A 17,107-nucleotide genomic window follows, 5' to 3' on the forward strand; every position below is an offset into this window, starting at 1 on the left:
TTTACCCTCTTAGAATTTCTTGATTATTTCATAGAGCTTGGCTACATCTTCTGGTCTAGTGTCGCCTGTTTCCTTATCGATAATTGAACTGTATACGTGTGGAATAATTCTCTTCACCCCAGCATCGACAGCAATCTTGACAATTTCCTCAAAGTTATCCAAGTCGATACCACCAGTTGGTTCAAGGTCAAAGTCATTTTCGGCACAAGCTTTAGCAACTGCTTTAAATTCTTCCTCGTGAGTTAAGCCTTTCATTGGGAAAAATTTAATTGATGATCCACCCATGTCTTTTAACAAAGAAATAGCTGTCTCAATCGGCACTTCAGTAGCTGGTGTTTGACTACTTAAAGGACCAGTCGCAATATTCACTAATCCAACTTTGCCAGTTGGTGAAACTAGACCATTAATAATTGTCTCGTGTTGACCAAGTGCTTCTCTAGTTGCGCCTACACCTGTGAAAACTTGGTTAACATGTTGAGGCTGAATAACTTTCGATACACGTGTAACCATACTACTTTGCTTCGGATCGCCTGCTCCTAAACCAACTGAAACAGCATTGTTGATTTCATTTTTATACAATTTCATATCTTCAATTGCCGCTTCATCGCTAGGATAATTTTTAGTCAATACACCTAAAACGACATGTCCTTCAGCTGCCTGGTAACAGTCCTTTGCGTTTTGAACTGAATTGGCTAAAACATTTAAACAAATGCCGTTTTCTAAATAGTTTGGTAATAAAGTCATTTTATTTTCCTCCGAGGATTTCTTTTAGTCTTGAAATAATTTGTTTCATTTCTTTTGAATTAACGGATCTAATATCAAATTCGATGATACCTTCGTTAACACGATACTCCCTTGCATAAATGGCAACTTCACCATTACGTAATTGGTCACAGATCTCTTCTGCAGTTAACTCACCGATTGGTTTAATGTCAGCACGATAAATATCTCGACCGGCACCATCTTGAACAATCTCCACTTCAACATCAGGCAGTTCAGATAAATCTTTAACAAATGGTTCTAGCCTTTGAACCATTTGCTTACCTGTTTCAGTGCCTTCTTCAAGATATTTGGTAATTGCGGCGGTCAAACCAATAATATTTTCCTTACCAATTTTCATACAGCGTCCAATTCCAGCACCTTGCATGCGAGCCCATTTGATATACTTTTCCTTACCAAAAATCGCTCCTGAAGCCGGTCCTTCAATAGCTTTGGCACCACTGTAAATCACTACATCCGCACCCATTTTGATATATTTGAACATATCTTCTTCAGCTGCCGCATCCAAAACTAAAGGTAAGTTGTGACGATGCGCTACTTCGATGGCTTCAGGAATCGTCAACATGCTCTTTTGCACTGTATGGTGACTCTTGATGTATAAGACAGCCACGGTTTGGTCGTTTATTTGCATCTCGATGTGTTCTGGTTTACACATATTGGCATATCCGGCTTGAACCATCTTGGCACCAGCTACACCAAGCATTACATCTACTGGCGTTCCATAATCGACATCGTGTCCCATTGGTAAAATCACTTCACGTTTGGTGATCTTATCAGTATAGGGATGATATAAGTGATATTCGCTACCTTGACCGATGATACCAGCAATAGTTTCTGCGATTCCCGCCGATGCGGAATTAACCACTAAGGCATCCTCACTACCAATCAATTTAGCCAAATATTTACCTGTTTGAATTGACAAATCAGCCATTTCAAAGAAATTCTGAGCACCTAGTTTCTGAGCTTCTACTACATCATCGGAAACTTTAGAAACTCCTAGAATAGTCATTTTTCCATCAGCATTGATTACGTGTTTTAGATTATATTTCTCGTAAATATCCATCCTAATCTCCTATTGAATATAATTGACCGCCGACAATACTGTAAATTGGCTCTACTAAAGTATCAGTCGTACGTTTATTTCCATTAGAATCAGTTAATTCTTTCTTTCCTTTTTTCACATTAAAGATCGTGACATCAGCATCTTTACCGACGGCTAATTCACCTTTAGAGGTTAACTTGTAATTCTTGGCTGGAGTAGTTGTGATCATAGGCAAAATTTGTTTTAAATCGTAACCAACGTAGAGCATCTTCTCAATACAGGTAGCCATGTTATAAACCGGACCACTTTCACGATTAGTGTGATAAATATCTGTACTCAAGCTTTGAGGAGTTATGCCGTCTTCAGTAGCAACCCCGGCAGTATGGAAGTTAAAACTGTCAGTCCCATGACCAATATCAAAGACAATTCCCTTAGCTAAACCGTCTTTAACGAATGGCTTGATAGTATCGTCAGAATTCACAATTCCATTCTCTTTACCGTTGAAACAGTGGGTCATGATATCGCCGTTTTCCATTATTTCCATGACTTCAGATAAGTCCGGTGGATTAGTTCCCACGTGAACCATCAGTGGCAAATCCCTATTCAATTGTTTTTGGAATTTTTTAGCCTCAATTAGAGGTTCAATACCATTTCCAACAACGACAGACTTACTAATCCTAGCTTTCATACCAATGATAAAATCAGGATAGTCATCAACTGCTTTTTGGAAAGGTTCAAATTGGATCCGCTTCATATCGCCTAATTCATCTTGAGCCAAGATACCGGTCTTTGAGATATTAATCATGGCATAAACATTAGTTTTCTTAGTTCTCGTTATTTGATAAAAATCACCGATATTATCAGCACCAGTCGATCCTGCATCGATAACAGTTGTTACTCCAGTGGTGTAACCATCTTTGTCAGGATCATCGTAATACAACGATAATTTTTCATAACAATGCGTATGATCGTCGATCCAGCCAGCACTAATGTAAGACTTGCCTTTTAGATCAACAACTGAGTCAGCCTCTACATCTAAGTGAGTTCCAACTTTTTTAATTTTGTCGTCTACGATATACACTTCTAGCGGTTTATTATCGACGTCTTTCCCATTTTTGATATATATACTAGTCAACTTTTCTACCCCTCAAACTGGAACTTATCCCAAGGTCCGACGTAATCCAATAGGAATAATTCGTCATTGGAAATTTCAGCAACTTTGTTTTTACGAATGTCCTTGTGAGCTTGCAATACAACCTGCAACTCATTCTTATACTTACCAAAATCATTATTACCAATCACAACGTCACCACGTTCAAAACTATGTGTAGCCACAACTGGATTATCATAATTCTTATACTTCTTACGAACTTCGGTTGAACGAATCACCAGATCAGTGATATCACCTCGTCTGACATGTTGATTATTCAAAAGGATTTCCCGTTCAACATCATTGATATCCTCTGTCAATTCGACATCGAAAGTTATTTGATAACGATTCAAAGCACCAAGTTTTTGTAATTCAGTTTCTGATGCATAAGCATTTCCAATAATCACACAGTCAATCAAATTTGTCGCAAATAGATGTTTAGCTTGAATTTCAATCGGCAAATCACGATGCATTTCCAAAGTTGGTAACCCATCATTAATATCCCAAGGACCAATTTGTCCTGTTTGTGAAGTGACAAAAGCTGCTGTATCAATGCCCTGATTTTTGAAACGTTTGGAAGCACTAATGAAAAAATCTAGTGGCAAACCTGTTCCTCGTTGAGGATAAAAATTATGACATCCTTGGATAAAAGGTTTATTGGCAGAATAACTCAAAATGTTATCTAAATAGGCCACATCGTTACTCATATTTAATTCGATATTCATTTTTTGAGGATTGAATGATAACAACGCTTCTTTCTGTCCATCAAACCCTTGATCCAGTCGTATTGATTCCGCACCTAATTCATGGAAGAATGACAGATCATCATAAGAAATCCCCAACTGATCAAAAATATTAGGAGCAATATCAAGCGTTGTAGAAAAGCCTAAATTTTTGGCAAAATTGATTAAATCACTAAATTTGGCAGCTACTTTTTCTTTACCTTCGGAAACCTCCAACATACTCATAAAGATTCTGCTGAAACCATATTTACTAGCTAATTCCAAATATTTCTTATCTTCATTCAAATCACTATGATCTGGATAAAGCGAAATACCTAAAGTTCGTTTGGTCATATCTTTTTCCCTCTTTCCATCTTGGTAAATCCGTTCATATAGTAATTTGAAATTACAATCGACAAGTAAATCGTACTTAAAAGTACCAGAATAACGGTCTGTTTGATGAAGAAACTAATAATCGCAAATCCCAGAATTGTCAGTAGTGAAAATAAAATTAATTTTCCAGCTGATAAATTTTTTATAAATCTGGGCATAATACCTTTTTGAACTAATACTTCGCTCGCAATAAAAAATATTAAAAGGAATAGAAAAATAATCATACAATCACCTCTGAATTTATTCTTTTTCTAATTGTTGTTTTTCGAAGACTTTGAAGAATGGATAGTAAATTGCCAAATCAATTAAGAAATTGACACAAGTTAAGATAAACGCTGGAATACTCCAGTTTGTACTCATCAAGGCTCCCAACGGTCCAGGAACTGTAAACGGTAATCGCATCATCATCATTGGTACAACTCCGGTTATTGTTAAGATGTAAGATAATGTTCCAGTTACCAATGGTCCTATGATAAACGGAATACCTAAGATTGGATTCATAACGATTGGAGCACCGAAAACGATCGGTTCATTAATATTGAATAGTCCAGGTAAAAATGCTAATTTACCCAAATCTTTTAGATAAGCTGACTTTGAGAATAGGAATAATGTTACAAGGGCCAAAGTACCACCGGCACCACCGATCCAGATGAACCATTGTAGAAATTGTTCAGTAAAAATTGTTGAAAGATGATGTGCACTAGTACCTGAAGCGAATTCTGTCATATTTTGAGCAATTGACATTTCCCAAAATGGTCTAACAATTGGATCCATAATGGCTGCACCATGAATACCCAATGTCCAAAAACCTGTTATTAAGAAGATTGTTAACAATCCACCGAAGAGACTGTTACCAACTAAGACACCTTTTAGTGGCATTAAAATCATGCTTAAAAACTCTGCAATGTTAAAACCTAACAAGTAACGTACGATCCAGAAGAAAAGTAAGATAAACGCAGCTGGAATTAACGCTACAAATGAATTGGAAACTTCTGGTGGAACTCCATCTGGCATTTTGATAGTTATGTTCTTTACTTTGAAGAAACGATAAATCTCGACTGTCAGTAGTCCGGTAACGATTGAAGCAAATAATGATGAAGCACTTAGATTAGCGATATTAATATATCTACCTGCATCAATTACACCTTTTACATTATCTGTGACGTGAATTGGTGCTGCTGTTGAAACAAGAAATGCTAAAACTGCTAAAACACCATTAGTTAATTTATCTAATTTATAACTTTCAGCTAGTGATGAAGCAATTCCAAACGTGGCATAAAGCGCTAAAATCCCTACAGTATATCGAAAAGGTATATCTAATATTTCCTTATAAGGCGATAACATATTAGCAACTGATTCGACTGGAATATTATTTATTAATGTGAAGAATGAACCCACAATAGTTAGTGGTAGTGTGGAAATAATTCCCTTTCTGATAGCTGTCATATGACGTTGATTACCCATTTTGTTCGCAAACGGTAGAATCTTGGCGTTTAAAAAGCTTACTAGGTTATCCATTTCTTACCCTCCCTTTTTTTCAAAAACATCATAACATTATAATGTTATGATGTAAACGCTTAAATAAAGAGAATTAAATTTCGTATTCAATCTCGTATGGCATTTTATTACTGTCATATATAGAAATTGTATATTCAATTAAATTTCCTTTATTATCATAACCACGTCTTATTCGCTTCAAAGCAAGTGATTCAGTTTTGCTTAGCAATTTTTGATCTTCCAAATTTAAATTGACCGCACTAAAAGCATCCTTGAAGCTGCTGATTTCACGACCACTATTTTTCAAAAACGTATAAAGCGACTGATTTTCAAGTTCTTCTATTTTATCTGGTACCTTCAGCATGGGTAAGTAATGATTAACAATGATAAAAGGTTTGTCATTCAATAAATATAAACGCTTAATATATAAAATGTTTTGATTTTTAAAAGCTTCGCTTAATGGAGTTTCATTTGCATCGATTAATTCAACCTGAAGAATTTTCTTGGACAGATTTCCCTGCTCATTAACGATAGAACTGTATGATCTGGCTTTAGATAACTTATTAAAAAGATTATTACTGATAACACGAGTTCCAATACCACTTTTTTTGACTAAATAGCCCTCAGATACCAACTGTTCAACAGCTTTTCTGACGGTAATTTTACTAACTTCATATTTAGCTTCTAATTCATTTTCAGTCGGTATTAGCGATCCAACTGTATAGTTCCCTGACAAAATATTTTTCTTAATGTCGTCGGCAACTTTTTGATACAAGATTTGCATTGCCATATATTTTTCTCCATCTTTAATATTTCTATCTTCATTATAGTATTTATTATAATGCTGGTTAGCATCATTTATGAAAGCGTGTTCCAAAATAATTCAACGTATTTTCTAAAAATAACAATCTAGGTTACATAAGTCAATGTTTACATTTAGTCATTTACGAAACTAGCAACTCGTATTTTTTAATACAGAGGGTTTAAAATCAAATCAATAAATCTCCAAAGGGGCTGGTTAGAATGCTTGGTATTCTCATTGGATTATTATTAATCGCTCTTTCAATCTATCAATTTTACGCAACGTCACAATCCTTTAAAGACTTAAAAAAGGGCAACTATACAGATCCTTCACCTTTCATGCTTCCTACTTTGTGGACTAGTACCGTGATTGCTTTTTTCCTTGCCATTGCTGGTATTGGGGCCATCATTATTCTTAAATAATCTTCAAGATAGCAAAAGATGCCAGACAATTTTATGTTTGACATCTTTTTGATCTATTTCTCTTTAACAACTAAAGTTCCATACTTACCTAAAACAATTCTCTTGCCAACAGTCGTTCCATCCTCAACATTGATTGATTCACGACTAGTCAAAACTTCCTGATCCTCTTCAGAAAAGTTCATTAAGAAATGATACTTCACTCCATTCTTCTCTCTAGTCTGGCAAGAAACCTCATAAATTGGTTTAGTGATGAAATCATTAGCCAAATGTAGCTTATCAATAATTGGTCGATAAAACTCTTTTAAAAAGTCGTCCCCCAATCTAGTTGCTAAGTAATAAGTCTTTCCTGATCCTAAATCATTACTTACTACTGCCGGTATACCTTGATAAAAATCATCTTGGTACTTGGCTAAAACTTTTGCGGTCGTGGCCTCAATTACTTGATTGTAATCTTTTGTTTCGTAAGACTTCTGCTTGAATTCAACATGTCCATGTTGTTTGGGATAAAGTGTATCAATCTCTTTAGTATTTATTCCAAACAAAGTACGTAATTTAACTGGGAAACCACCTAAAACCACGCGATCGTATTCATCCACCATGCCTGAGAAGTAACTAGAAATCAAGGTGCCTCCAGTTTCTACAAACTTAGTCAGCTTATCGACGGTTTTATCCTTAGCCATGTACAAAATAGGTGCCACAATCAAATCATATTTAGAGAAGTCATCGTCTCCGTTGATTATTTCACAGGCAATATCTTGTCCCCAAAAAACTGAATAGTGTTTTTGCAAAGTCTGAATACCTAATCTAGTCGGACGTCCAAAAGCTCCACCACGGTTGAAAGCCCAGTTACTTTCCCAATCATAGAAAATACCGACTTTAGGATGTTTGATAGCACCCTTAATTTCAGCAATACTATTCAATTTTTGACCATACTGAGCCACTTCTTGATAAACACGATTTTGACTGGAACTATCATGTCCTATCACGCCACCATGGAATTTCTCTGAATTACCTTGTGCCTGTCGAATCTGGAAATACAGTGTACTATCAGATCCATGAGCAATTTGTTGCAAGGAACTAAGAATGTTCATTCCTGGTTTTTTAGCTTTATTGTATTGTTGTGAATTAATACAACTAGGTGTCGATTCCATAATTAGAAATGGTCGATGTTTTAATGAATAGAAGCAATCGTGAGTATAAGCCGATTTCATTGCCGTATCTGCCAGCGTTTCGTAATCGTTATGCCAAGCCGGATAACTATCCCAACTCACTATATCAACCTTTTTAGCAAAGCGGCTATAATCCAGTCCAGTAATTGGATAGTAATCGCCTTTATCCAAACCTTCAGCCATAAAATTAGTCGTAATTGGAATATTTGGTGTAATTTCCCTTAAAGGCTGGGCTTCATTTTCATAAAAATCTATCGTCATATCGGTGACGAAACGCTTCCAATCCAAATCCATCCCATGAACTTTCGTTTCTCCAAGTGGATTAGGTGGCAATACCTGACTCCAGTCACTATACAAGCCACTCCAAACTCTTAAGTACCAAGCCTTATTTAAATTATCTAAGGTATGATATTTCTTTTGCAGCCATTGACGCCAATTATCCTGACACAAATTGCAGAAACATTGACCACCCAGTTCATTGGAAACATGCCACATCAATAGAGCAGGATGTTTACCATAACGCTTAGCCAATATTGTATTGATTTGACGCGTTTCTCGCCGATATACTGGTGACGAATAACAGTGATTCTGCCTAAATCCATGCCTATGTCTTCGCCCATACTCATCAACTTGATTAACTTCTGGATATTTTTGACTCATCCATTGGGGACGCCCGCCACTTGGTGTTGCCAAGATAACGTGACCACCCATTTGATAAATATCATCAAAAATTTTATCTAACCATTCAAAGTGATATTCCCCTTCTCGCGGTTCAATTGATGCCCAGGAGAAGGTATCTAAAGTCACAGTATTTATTTGAGCTCGTTTCATTAATTCCAAATCCTGCTTCAAGACTTCAGGCTGATACATCCACTGCTCAGGATTATAATCGCCGCCGTATAAGAATTTATCTGTGGTTTTCACCGACTCACCTTCTCGTTAATCTTTAGCTATCAAATGATACATCCATGATTGATAATCACCACTAATCTGGGCTGTTTCCAAATTAGCTCCGTTAAATTCAAATGGTTCCAAGAGTCCAACATTCTTCAAGATTCGACCAGAAACTCTAGACTTATCATCAACTGTATAGCGCTTAGTTTCGTCCAAAAATAGAACTGGAATATGTCTTATTACTGCTGAATTAGGTTGAGCAACTTTACGGTAGAAGCCAATAAAGGATTCACTCTTTTGATTATCTGTTACGCCCCATGACACTACATTGCTGGAGGGGTCAACTGAAACCAATTGTTGCAATCTACCATGCAAAAGTAACCGACGATTTTGTTTGTAAAATGCAATATTGCTCTTAATCTTTTGTTTCTGTTCATCATCTAATTTAGTGATATCCAACTCATAACCTAAAGGCCCAAAATCACTGACATCTTGTCTCAAAGCTAATGAAGTATTGCGCTTTACTTGATCATTTGGGATAGCTGAAACATGATTACTAAAGGCGGATAATGGATAAGCCAACGTTGTACCTGTTAAAATATCCAACTTTTCAATAGCATCACTATCATCACTAGGCCAGATCTGTGGACTATAGAAGAGAATACCTAAATCAAATCTTCCGCCACCACCAGAGCAGCCCTCAATTAAAATATTAGGGAAATCAGTGAGTATCTTTTGATAGAGTGCATAGACTCCTAAGATATAACGGTGGAAAAACTCGCCTTGTGGACGATTGATTTTAGCTAAATATGGTGAATAAGCCTCGGTAATATTACGATTCATATCCCACTTGATGTAATCCAAATTTGTAGCAGAAATCGTTGGTTTCATTTGTTGGTAAACCGCGTCTACTACTTCAGGATTAGCAAAATCAAGTACGTATTGACCACGACCAATTCCTACACGTTTATAGGGATGGCGTACTACCCAATCAGGATGATTTTTGTACATATCCGTGTCAGGTGAAACCATTTCAGGTTCGAACCAAAGTCCAAATTCCAAACCCATATCATGAATTCTTTTGGCAAAGCTGCCCATACCATTAGGGAATTTGCGACGATCAACCGCCCAATTTCCTAATGAAGATCGATCATCATCACGATGCCCAAACCAGCCATCATCTAACACGAAACATTCCATACCCAATTTTTGACCTTCCTGTGCTAAGGACAATAGTTTATCCTCATTAAAGTCAAAATAGGTAGCTTCCCAATTATTAAAGACGATTGGACGAGGATTTTCCTTCCATTTTCTGGCAATAACATGGTCCTCTGCAAAGCCATTGGTCTCTTTGATCAGACCGTTGAATCCTTGATCACTGTAATAAAAGACTGACTCTGGAGTTGTGAATTCTTCATTTCTGGCCAATTGCCATTCAAAATACTTTGGATTAATACCGATCGACAACCTAGCCTTATCCCATTCATTGACCTCTACTTGACTCAAAAAGTTACCTGAATAAATGAGATTAGCTGCGTAAATAGTGCCTTGATTGATATCGGCTTTCTTATCGACAAGTGCTACAAAAGGATTCTGTTGGTGACTAGATGCTCCCTTGAGTGACTCAACCGAAGTAAGTCCCTGTTCAATTGGACGTCGTTTAATATGACGTTCTTTTAACCAAGCACCTGATAAACTGAGAAAATCATAATCAGCCGTTGGCAAACTCAAAACTCCGCTCATCATATTGTGAATTTGAACTGTTGTGTCACTCAAATTAATCAATTTTTGACTGCGGACAATAGCACTATAGCCAGCAAAAATAGTGAAGTATTCAATCAAACGTAACTCGTGCTCTTGATCTTCCAGAGTAATTACCAAAGTCTCGGCATCATTCTCACCTTGAGCGTAACTAGCGGGAAACTTTAAATCACGTGTCTTTGTTTTTTCAATTGTGTAATTTTCAAAATGAAAATCTAAATACCAAGGTTCATCTGTACGATAAACATCGATAGCACCTTCACGATAATCTGAAGAACCATAAACTGGATATTCGGATTCGTGATCAGCTAAAGTAAAATTCTTAATTTCAGGAGAATATTTAACTGTTCCAGCTGACTTACTGTCATGCTTCAACAAGTAATCAAGATCATCTTCTTCAAGGTCACCTAGGTTTTTTCCATAATAGAGATGTCCTAATTGCTTATTTTCCATAACATTAAATAGGTAACTAACCTTGTCATTATGCAAATGAAATATTTTGTTTGAGATTACATCAATCATGTGAGAAACGTCTCCTTCTAGTCTCGTACTCCTTTAACCAATAGCTAAATCGTCTAAATACTGCATTCTCTTCTTAACTCCACGGTTATAAAAGAATTTGTAGAGCATTCCGATAAAGATAAAATTAGTTTGATTACGTGCATTGTTAAAAGTGTTTTGTTCTGAATAAATTAAGAATTTTTTACCACGTTTATTAGTTTCAAATTCATAAGTTTGTAAAATTTCACCATCGGGCTGTTTCGTTTCAAACTGGAACAACTTATTTTTAATGATATCTTTGACCGTCATTGTATTTGTCGTGGTAAATTTCTTCATTTTCGTAGTTAATTGGGCTTGAATCTTCGTACCCTTTTCTAAGTGTCTAATTCTGGGATCTGTACGTTGAAAATACTTCAATTGTTCATTGATTAAGGTTTGGTACAAATCCGCTTGATCAGCATTATATGAATATTTATATTTCAACGTATCAGTTCTCATAATTATTGCTCCTTATTTATCAGTAGCACCGGCCTCTTGTTGATTGGCTGCTGCTTGTTCTTCTTTCAAGAATTCGTTATCCATTGCTTTCAAGAATGGAATCCAAATCAACGTCATAACGACAACGTCGACAATTTGTAGGATGGCACCGGCAATTGATCCCGTACCTAACCATCCAGCTAAGAAAATAGGTGTCGTCCAAACGACCGTCGCACCAATTGGTCTTGGAACCAACCCAGCAGCAATAGCAAAGTAAGAAATTGTTGTTGAAACAAGTGGTGCTAAGATCCATGGAACTAACAAAACAGGATTTAAAACAATAGGTAAACCATAAGTCATAGGTTCTGAAACATTGAAGATAGCTGGAGCAAAAACAGTTCTCATAGTTGTCTTCATACGAACTGATTTAGCCAAGAAGAAAGCAAAGACTAGTGCACAGCCTAATTGCATACCTTGGTTAACGAAAACACCCATGAATGTTGTGTTAATAATATGTGGAAGATGAGCTGCACCTGCTTTATAAGCATTGTAGTTTTGAATGGCTAAAGCTCCCATAATAGGATCAATGATTGAGTTAACAAGCAAAGTACCATGAACACCGAACCACCAGAATAGTTGTGTAAAGAATACGGCTACTAGAACGGCTGGAAGTGTTCCACCTAATCCCATAAGTGGTTGTTGTAAAATTTCATAAACAAAGTCAACTGCATTTCCCCACTGTGTGAAAGTGAAGATATAACGAATAATATTAAATAGTAGTAATGGAGCTGCACCAGGAATGATGGCAACAAATGATTCAGCAATCATAGGAGGAACAGAATCAGGCATCTTAATAGTGATATGAGCTGCACTGATAGCGCAATAAATCTTTGTAGCAATAATGGCTACGATGATACCAACGAACATACCTTGAGCACCTAAATCATTGATAGCAATGAATGCACCCATCTTTTTGTCAGTACCAATAGGAAGTAACATCAAAAAACTAGATAGTGAAATGGCACCAGCGAAGATCTTTTGCTGACCATAGTGTCCGGCCAATTGATATCCAATACCAAAGACAATAAATAGTGCTGAAACTGACATTGTTGCGTTACCAACTGGTCCGAAGAAGTCAGTCAAAAAGGTATTGAACCATTTTGGCAAGAACCCTCCAAAACCAAACGTTGTAGGTAAGTTTTGCAAAATAACCATGATAGAACCAAACATCGTGGCTGGGAAAGCTAACATAAAGCCATCACGTAAACTTAGAAGATATTTATTGGCACCAATTAGTTCTGAAATTGGCCCCATTTTCTTCTGAAATGCATTTAAAAAGTTTTTCATTTCATGATTCCCCTCTTTACTATTATGTAAACGTTTACAAGAATTACTATAACTGTTTAGTTAACGTTTACACAACCCTAAATAAAAAATATCTATTATTTTTTTATAAATAACAGATATTTCAAATTTATTTATTCTTTTTTGTTAGATCGCGTATTGAATCTCTTATCTTCAGTTCACTTGAACAAACTATTTGAATAGGCATCTTTCGATCCCCTATCATTTTCTCGCGTGCAACCTTAACAGCAATTCGTCCCATTTCTTCAGAATCCATTTTAATACTCGAAAGTGTTGGTGTCAGATAACGATTCATTTCTACATCATCAAAACTAACGACTGAAATATCATCAGGAATTTTTAACCCGGCATTACTGATAGCTTTGTAAACACCCATAGCCATGGGGTCACTCGCTACTAAAATAGCCGTTGGTAAATCATCACCTTGCAAAATTTCACTAGTCATTTGTAAAGCATCCTCAGCTGACCATTGACCAATATTAACATCCGTATACTTAGATAAATCGTGAAGTTGCATCCAACTACTATAGGCGTCAGCTCTTACCTCATGTCTACTATTGATCCGACTGCCGCCCACATCTACAATGCTGCTGCGGCCACCAACAAAAGCAATATTGCAATGTCCCTTTTCATAAAGCAGATCCAAAACTCTATAAGTCTTCGCAATAAAATCAGTCTGAATCCGATCATATTTTTCATCACTAATATAATTATCTACTAGTACTAAGTTAGGATTCTTATCCATGATGATATCCATTGCGGTATCGGTCATCTGGCCCACCATAATAATTGCGCCATACCTGGATAACTGATCCCAATCTTTTTTTTCATCCCGCATTCCAAAAACTTTTGTAACCTGTAAGCGCCATTCAGCAGCTTCTTCTTCAATTCCACGATGAATGGCTAAGAAATAAGGATCTTTCAATTCAGAATCACTATTGTGACGTAAAATCAGTCCAATGGACATATCCGCATTAGCATTTCTTGGACTACGAATATTCTTTTCCTTTGAATAGTGCAAACGATTGGCAATATCAATTACACGCTTACGAGTATTTTCATTAATACTGAAGCTCTCGTCATTATTAAGAATTCGCGACACACTAGCCGCTGAAACTCCGGCCATCTTTGCTATATCTCTTATACTTGCCATTTGTTTACCTCATATCGACGTTTAGTGTTTAGTTACGTTTACTATAGACTAATTCAGGATAATGTTCAAAGGTCTAGACAGAAAAAGATGACAAACATTTTGTATGTTGTTTGACATCTTTTTGTTTTAAACAATATTTGTGGTCCTCACTAATCCATTATCTACTTTTGTCCATAATAGGCATTTCTTCCATGCTTACGATAATAATGTTTATCCAATAAGAATTGTGGCACTTCACAAGATTTTCTAGTTAATTGTAAAGTATGATAATCCATCTCTGAAACGATTTCTAGAACTTTTGCATTATAAACTGCTTTATCCGCAGTCTCACCCCAAGTAAAGGGGCCATGTTGACGAACCAATACTGCAGGAACATCCATATAGTCAATATTCCTTTCTTTAAATGTTCTAGAAATAACAACGCCCGTATTATATTCATAGGCTGACTCAATTTCCTTTTTAGTCAATGCATCTGATACAGGCACTGAGCCATAAAAAGTATCAGCATGTGTTGTCCCTAAAGCTGGCACATCAATACCTGCTTGTGCAAATGAGACTGCCCATGGTGAATGTGTATGTACAATCCCGCCAATCTTTTTAAAGTGTTTGTACAAATAAGCATGTGTTGGCGTATCACTCGATGGATTTAAATCTCCTTCAACAGCTTTGCCATCAAAATCACAAACAACCATATCATCAGGTTTCATTTTATTATAATCGACTCCTGATGGTTTAATAACAAACAATTCCTTATTTCTATCTACTGCTGAGACATTTCCCCAAGTAAAATTAACAAGATTCAATTTAGGTAAACGCATATTTTGCTCATAGACATACTTTTTTAAATCTTCTAACATTCTACTTCCTCCAAAATAAATCACTTATAACATTAACTTTCGTATTTCTAATTTGTCCTTCGATACTAATATTTTATTTATCTTTTCTGTGTTTCTCACTATGCTTATTAATTCTTCTAGAACACGATCATGTTCATGATTGCTTCCTGGGGACAAAACAAACATACATGAAACATTAACCTTTTGATTTTTTTCGGCTATAATTACGGGATTATCCAAAAGAACCATTGAAATTCCCACTCTATTACTTCCATTCTTCGGCGAAGCATGAGCCATAAATATATCATCAGAAATTAACATATATGGTCCATATTTTTTAATAAGCTTAACTATTTCATTTTCATACCGAGGTTCAATAATTTCCTGCTGGCTTAACATTCTACATCCAGTATGTAAAACATCCAACCATGTCGTATTCTTATTTACGTGCATAATTTTTATATTTCGAAGAGTCAATAGTTCTCTCAACGAAGGCCTATTTAATTTATTTGTATTAATACTTTTATTTGGATAAATAAAATCATCCAAATCCGATCGTAATTTTTTAGAATCATTAATTTCTGCGTACTCAGAAATTATATTCATTAGATGACTTATTACATCAGTGTTATGTTCCATTTTCAACGGTAAATACTTTCTAAACTCATCTTCAATAACAACCTGATCTCGATTTGTAAGAACCGCTTTTACCTTTATAACAGGAATTGGATAATTATTTTTTTCTATCGAGGCTGTACTAATTATCAATTTAGATTGATATTTTATTTTGAAAACTTTTGATAAATCCTTTATTTCCAATGGCATTGAGAATTTTATCAATGGATACTTTTTACTTAACTCTGAATACAACATCTCTGAAGTTCCTATCCCACTAGAACAAACTAAGAGAATTTCTGCCAATGCTGCTTTTTGAATTCTGTCACTCTCACCAATATCAGAATATTCGGTTTCTTCACCGGATCCGAAATACAAACATATAAGCGCTATTTCATTAACTGGAATTCTTTCATTTAGATACTTTTCTAATGGTTCACATGCTATGACCGTGAACTGTATCAATTTAGGATATTTCTTCTTAATTTCATCTACTTCATTCGAAACATATGGTAGATGAAATTTCACTCTAAAAAATGTCGCATATAAATGGTTACTTAACACTTTAATAAAAGAATCATTGGCCAATTGTTCATTCGTTAACTGTTCATATCTAAATACTATTTTTCTAGATATTTTAGTCATATCTTCATATAATCCAACATTGACACAACCTATATCCATAACTTGTGAACACAACATTACCTTACTGAGAAAGACAACTTCTCCAGAGTAATAAACTCCTTTAAATAATTTATTAAAAATTCCTTCGCTCGTTGTAAGTACTCCATGTGTATTTTCGGCAATCCAGTAATAATCTTTTTCATTAGTTACTATATTGTTATTACTAATTCGCCATTCAAAGAAAATCAACAGATATGTTAATAAGGTAATAGAATTTTCTGAGAAATCCATTTCTAACGACTTTTGACTATCAACTACTAGCTTATAATAGCCATTCCAATCAACACCTATTTTCTTAATATGACTTTTTATAGATTGATTATTTCTTTGTAAAAGTTCATATATCATCAATCGTATATATCTTTCATTATTATTTAATTTTCGACCTCTATTGGTAGTTATTATATTTATTTCCGGAAATAACTGATTTATAGCCTTGAAGTCTTTGATTATTGTATTTCTAGAGCAATTAAACATTTCTGAAAGCTTATTAATTGATACATTATAATGACCATCGATTAATAACCAAATAATCTCTGATAATCTATTTTCCTTACTTAAGTCTTGAAAATTCTCGACTGGAACACCTTTTACAATCTTCTTCTTAAACAATGTTTCCTTAGCATCATTTAGTAACTTATATCCATGATTAGGAACATTCTGTATTTCTGTTATTCCTTCTTCACGTAAATAAGTATTAATTTCCGACAACCTATTAAACGCAGTCCTTCTAGAGACTTCAAATAATTCCATGATTTCTTTTAAAGTAATAAATTTATTAAACTTAGTGAAATGATTTAGTAATTGCTCGGCACCCTTAGACAAATCTTTTTCCATCATAATC

14 protein-coding genes are annotated in these 17,107 nt (G+C 35.4%); 1 reads left to right on the forward strand and 13 read right to left on the reverse strand.

Annotated elements, in window-relative coordinates; translation table 11 throughout:
• Nucleotides 1-9: 9 nt before the first annotated feature.
• From dagF to FC97_RS00400, 6 genes are all read right to left on the reverse strand, one after another.
• Complete coding sequence (gene dagF / locus FC97_RS00370) at nt 10-744, reverse strand: 2-dehydro-3-deoxy-phosphogluconate aldolase (protein ID WP_054642640.1); 735 nt, start codon at nt 742-744, stop codon at nt 10-12.
• Nucleotide 745: 1 nt separating this feature from the next.
• Nucleotides 746-1,843, reverse strand: a complete 1,098-nt coding sequence (locus tag FC97_RS00375) for a DgaE family pyridoxal phosphate-dependent ammonia lyase (protein ID WP_054642641.1) — start codon at nt 1,841-1,843, stop codon at nt 746-748.
• A 1-nt stretch (nt 1,844) separates the two neighbouring features.
• On the reverse strand, nt 1,845-2,957 hold the full coding sequence (locus FC97_RS00380; protein ID WP_054642642.1) for an amidohydrolase/deacetylase family metallohydrolase: 1,113 nt from the start codon (nt 2,955-2,957) through the stop codon (nt 1,845-1,847).
• A 5-nt stretch (nt 2,958-2,962) separates the two neighbouring features.
• Nucleotides 2,963-4,048 (reverse strand): DUF871 domain-containing protein, encoded by a 1,086-nt coding sequence (locus FC97_RS00385; RefSeq protein WP_054642643.1) that lies wholly within the window; start codon nt 4,046-4,048, stop codon nt 2,963-2,965.
• 279 nt (nt 4,049-4,327) lie between these two features.
• On the reverse strand, nt 4,328-5,605 hold the full coding sequence (locus FC97_RS00395) for a PTS sugar transporter subunit IIC (protein ID WP_054642645.1): 1,278 nt from the start codon (nt 5,603-5,605) through the stop codon (nt 4,328-4,330).
• Nucleotides 5,606-5,678: 73 nt separating this feature from the next.
• A complete protein-coding gene (locus FC97_RS00400) occupies nt 5,679-6,374 on the reverse strand; it encodes a GntR family transcriptional regulator (protein ID WP_054642646.1) in 696 nt (231 codons plus the stop codon).
• 233 nt (nt 6,375-6,607) lie between these two features.
• Here FC97_RS00400 and FC97_RS00405 point away from each other — a divergent pair, with 233 nt between their 5' ends.
• Nucleotides 6,608-6,808 carry a hypothetical protein gene (locus tag FC97_RS00405; RefSeq protein ID WP_054642647.1) on the forward strand — a complete coding sequence of 67 codons (201 nt, stop codon included), beginning with the start codon at nt 6,608-6,610 and terminating at the stop codon, nt 6,806-6,808.
• 53 nt (nt 6,809-6,861) lie between these two features.
• Here the strand turns inward: FC97_RS00405 and FC97_RS00410 are convergent, their stop codons facing one another.
• The 7 genes from FC97_RS00410 to FC97_RS00440 all read right to left on the reverse strand — a co-directional run bounded on the left by FC97_RS00410 (nt 6,862) and on the right by FC97_RS00440 (nt 17,103).
• Nucleotides 6,862-8,901, reverse strand: coding sequence for a beta-galactosidase (locus FC97_RS00410; protein ID WP_054642648.1), 2,040 nt, complete (start codon nt 8,899-8,901; stop codon nt 6,862-6,864).
• Between the two features lie 15 nt (nt 8,902-8,916).
• Nucleotides 8,917-11,154, reverse strand: coding sequence for an alpha-galactosidase (locus FC97_RS00415; RefSeq protein WP_054642649.1), 2,238 nt, complete (start codon nt 11,152-11,154; stop codon nt 8,917-8,919).
• Between the two features lie 33 nt (nt 11,155-11,187).
• Nucleotides 11,188-11,631 (reverse strand): DUF3284 domain-containing protein, encoded by a 444-nt coding sequence (locus tag FC97_RS00420; protein WP_054642650.1) that lies wholly within the window; start codon nt 11,629-11,631, stop codon nt 11,188-11,190.
• A 12-nt stretch (nt 11,632-11,643) separates the two neighbouring features.
• Nucleotides 11,644-12,957: a PTS sugar transporter subunit IIC gene (locus FC97_RS00425; protein WP_054642651.1), complete on the reverse strand. Its 1,314-nt coding sequence runs from the start codon at nt 12,955-12,957 to the stop codon at nt 11,644-11,646.
• A gap of 127 nt (nt 12,958-13,084) precedes the next feature.
• Nucleotides 13,085-14,128, reverse strand: coding sequence for a LacI family DNA-binding transcriptional regulator (locus tag FC97_RS00430; protein ID WP_056967611.1), 1,044 nt, complete (start codon nt 14,126-14,128; stop codon nt 13,085-13,087).
• Between the two features lie 161 nt (nt 14,129-14,289).
• Nucleotides 14,290-14,985, reverse strand: a complete 696-nt coding sequence (locus FC97_RS00435) for an L-ribulose-5-phosphate 4-epimerase (protein WP_054642652.1) — start codon at nt 14,983-14,985, stop codon at nt 14,290-14,292.
• A 24-nt stretch (nt 14,986-15,009) separates the two neighbouring features.
• Entirely contained in the window at nt 15,010-17,103 is a 2,094-nt protein-coding gene (locus FC97_RS00440) for a BglG family transcription antiterminator (RefSeq protein WP_056967613.1), read from the reverse strand.
• Nucleotides 17,104-17,107 lie beyond the last annotated feature (4 nt).

Source organism: Companilactobacillus kimchii DSM 13961 = JCM 10707, assembly GCF_001435445.1.
Classification (GTDB): domain Bacteria; phylum Bacillota; class Bacilli; order Lactobacillales; family Lactobacillaceae; genus Companilactobacillus; species Companilactobacillus kimchii.

Excerpts from the sequence above, each read along its gene's own strand:
- FC97_RS00405 (WP_054642647.1), top strand. The coding sequence starts at position 6,608 with ATGCTTGGTATTCTCATTGGATTATTATTAATCGCTCTTTCAATCTAT.
- FC97_RS00415 (WP_054642649.1), bottom strand. The coding sequence starts at position 11,154 with ATGATTGATGTAATCTCAAACAAAATATTTCATTTGCATAATGACAAG.
- dagF (WP_054642640.1), bottom strand. The coding sequence starts at position 744 with ATGACTTTATTACCAAACTATTTAGAAAACGGCATTTGTTTAAATGTT.
- FC97_RS00425 (WP_054642651.1), bottom strand. The coding sequence starts at position 12,957 with ATGAAAAACTTTTTAAATGCATTTCAGAAGAAAATGGGGCCAATTTCA.
- FC97_RS00440 (WP_056967613.1), bottom strand. The coding sequence starts at position 17,103 with ATGATGGAAAAAGATTTGTCTAAGGGTGCCGAGCAATTACTAAATCAT.
- FC97_RS00395 (WP_054642645.1), bottom strand. The coding sequence starts at position 5,605 with ATGGATAACCTAGTAAGCTTTTTAAACGCCAAGATTCTACCGTTTGCG.
- FC97_RS00400 (WP_054642646.1), bottom strand. The coding sequence starts at position 6,374 with ATGGCAATGCAAATCTTGTATCAAAAAGTTGCCGACGACATTAAGAAA.
- FC97_RS00420 (WP_054642650.1), bottom strand. The coding sequence starts at position 11,631 with ATGAGAACTGATACGTTGAAATATAAATATTCATATAATGCTGATCAA.
- FC97_RS00435 (WP_054642652.1), bottom strand. The coding sequence starts at position 14,985 with ATGTTAGAAGATTTAAAAAAGTATGTCTATGAGCAAAATATGCGTTTA.
- FC97_RS00375 (WP_054642641.1), bottom strand. The coding sequence starts at position 1,843 with ATGGATATTTACGAGAAATATAATCTAAAACACGTAATCAATGCTGAT.
- FC97_RS00430 (WP_056967611.1), bottom strand. The coding sequence starts at position 14,128 with ATGGCAAGTATAAGAGATATAGCAAAGATGGCCGGAGTTTCAGCGGCT.
- FC97_RS00385 (WP_054642643.1), bottom strand. The coding sequence starts at position 4,048 with ATGACCAAACGAACTTTAGGTATTTCGCTTTATCCAGATCATAGTGAT.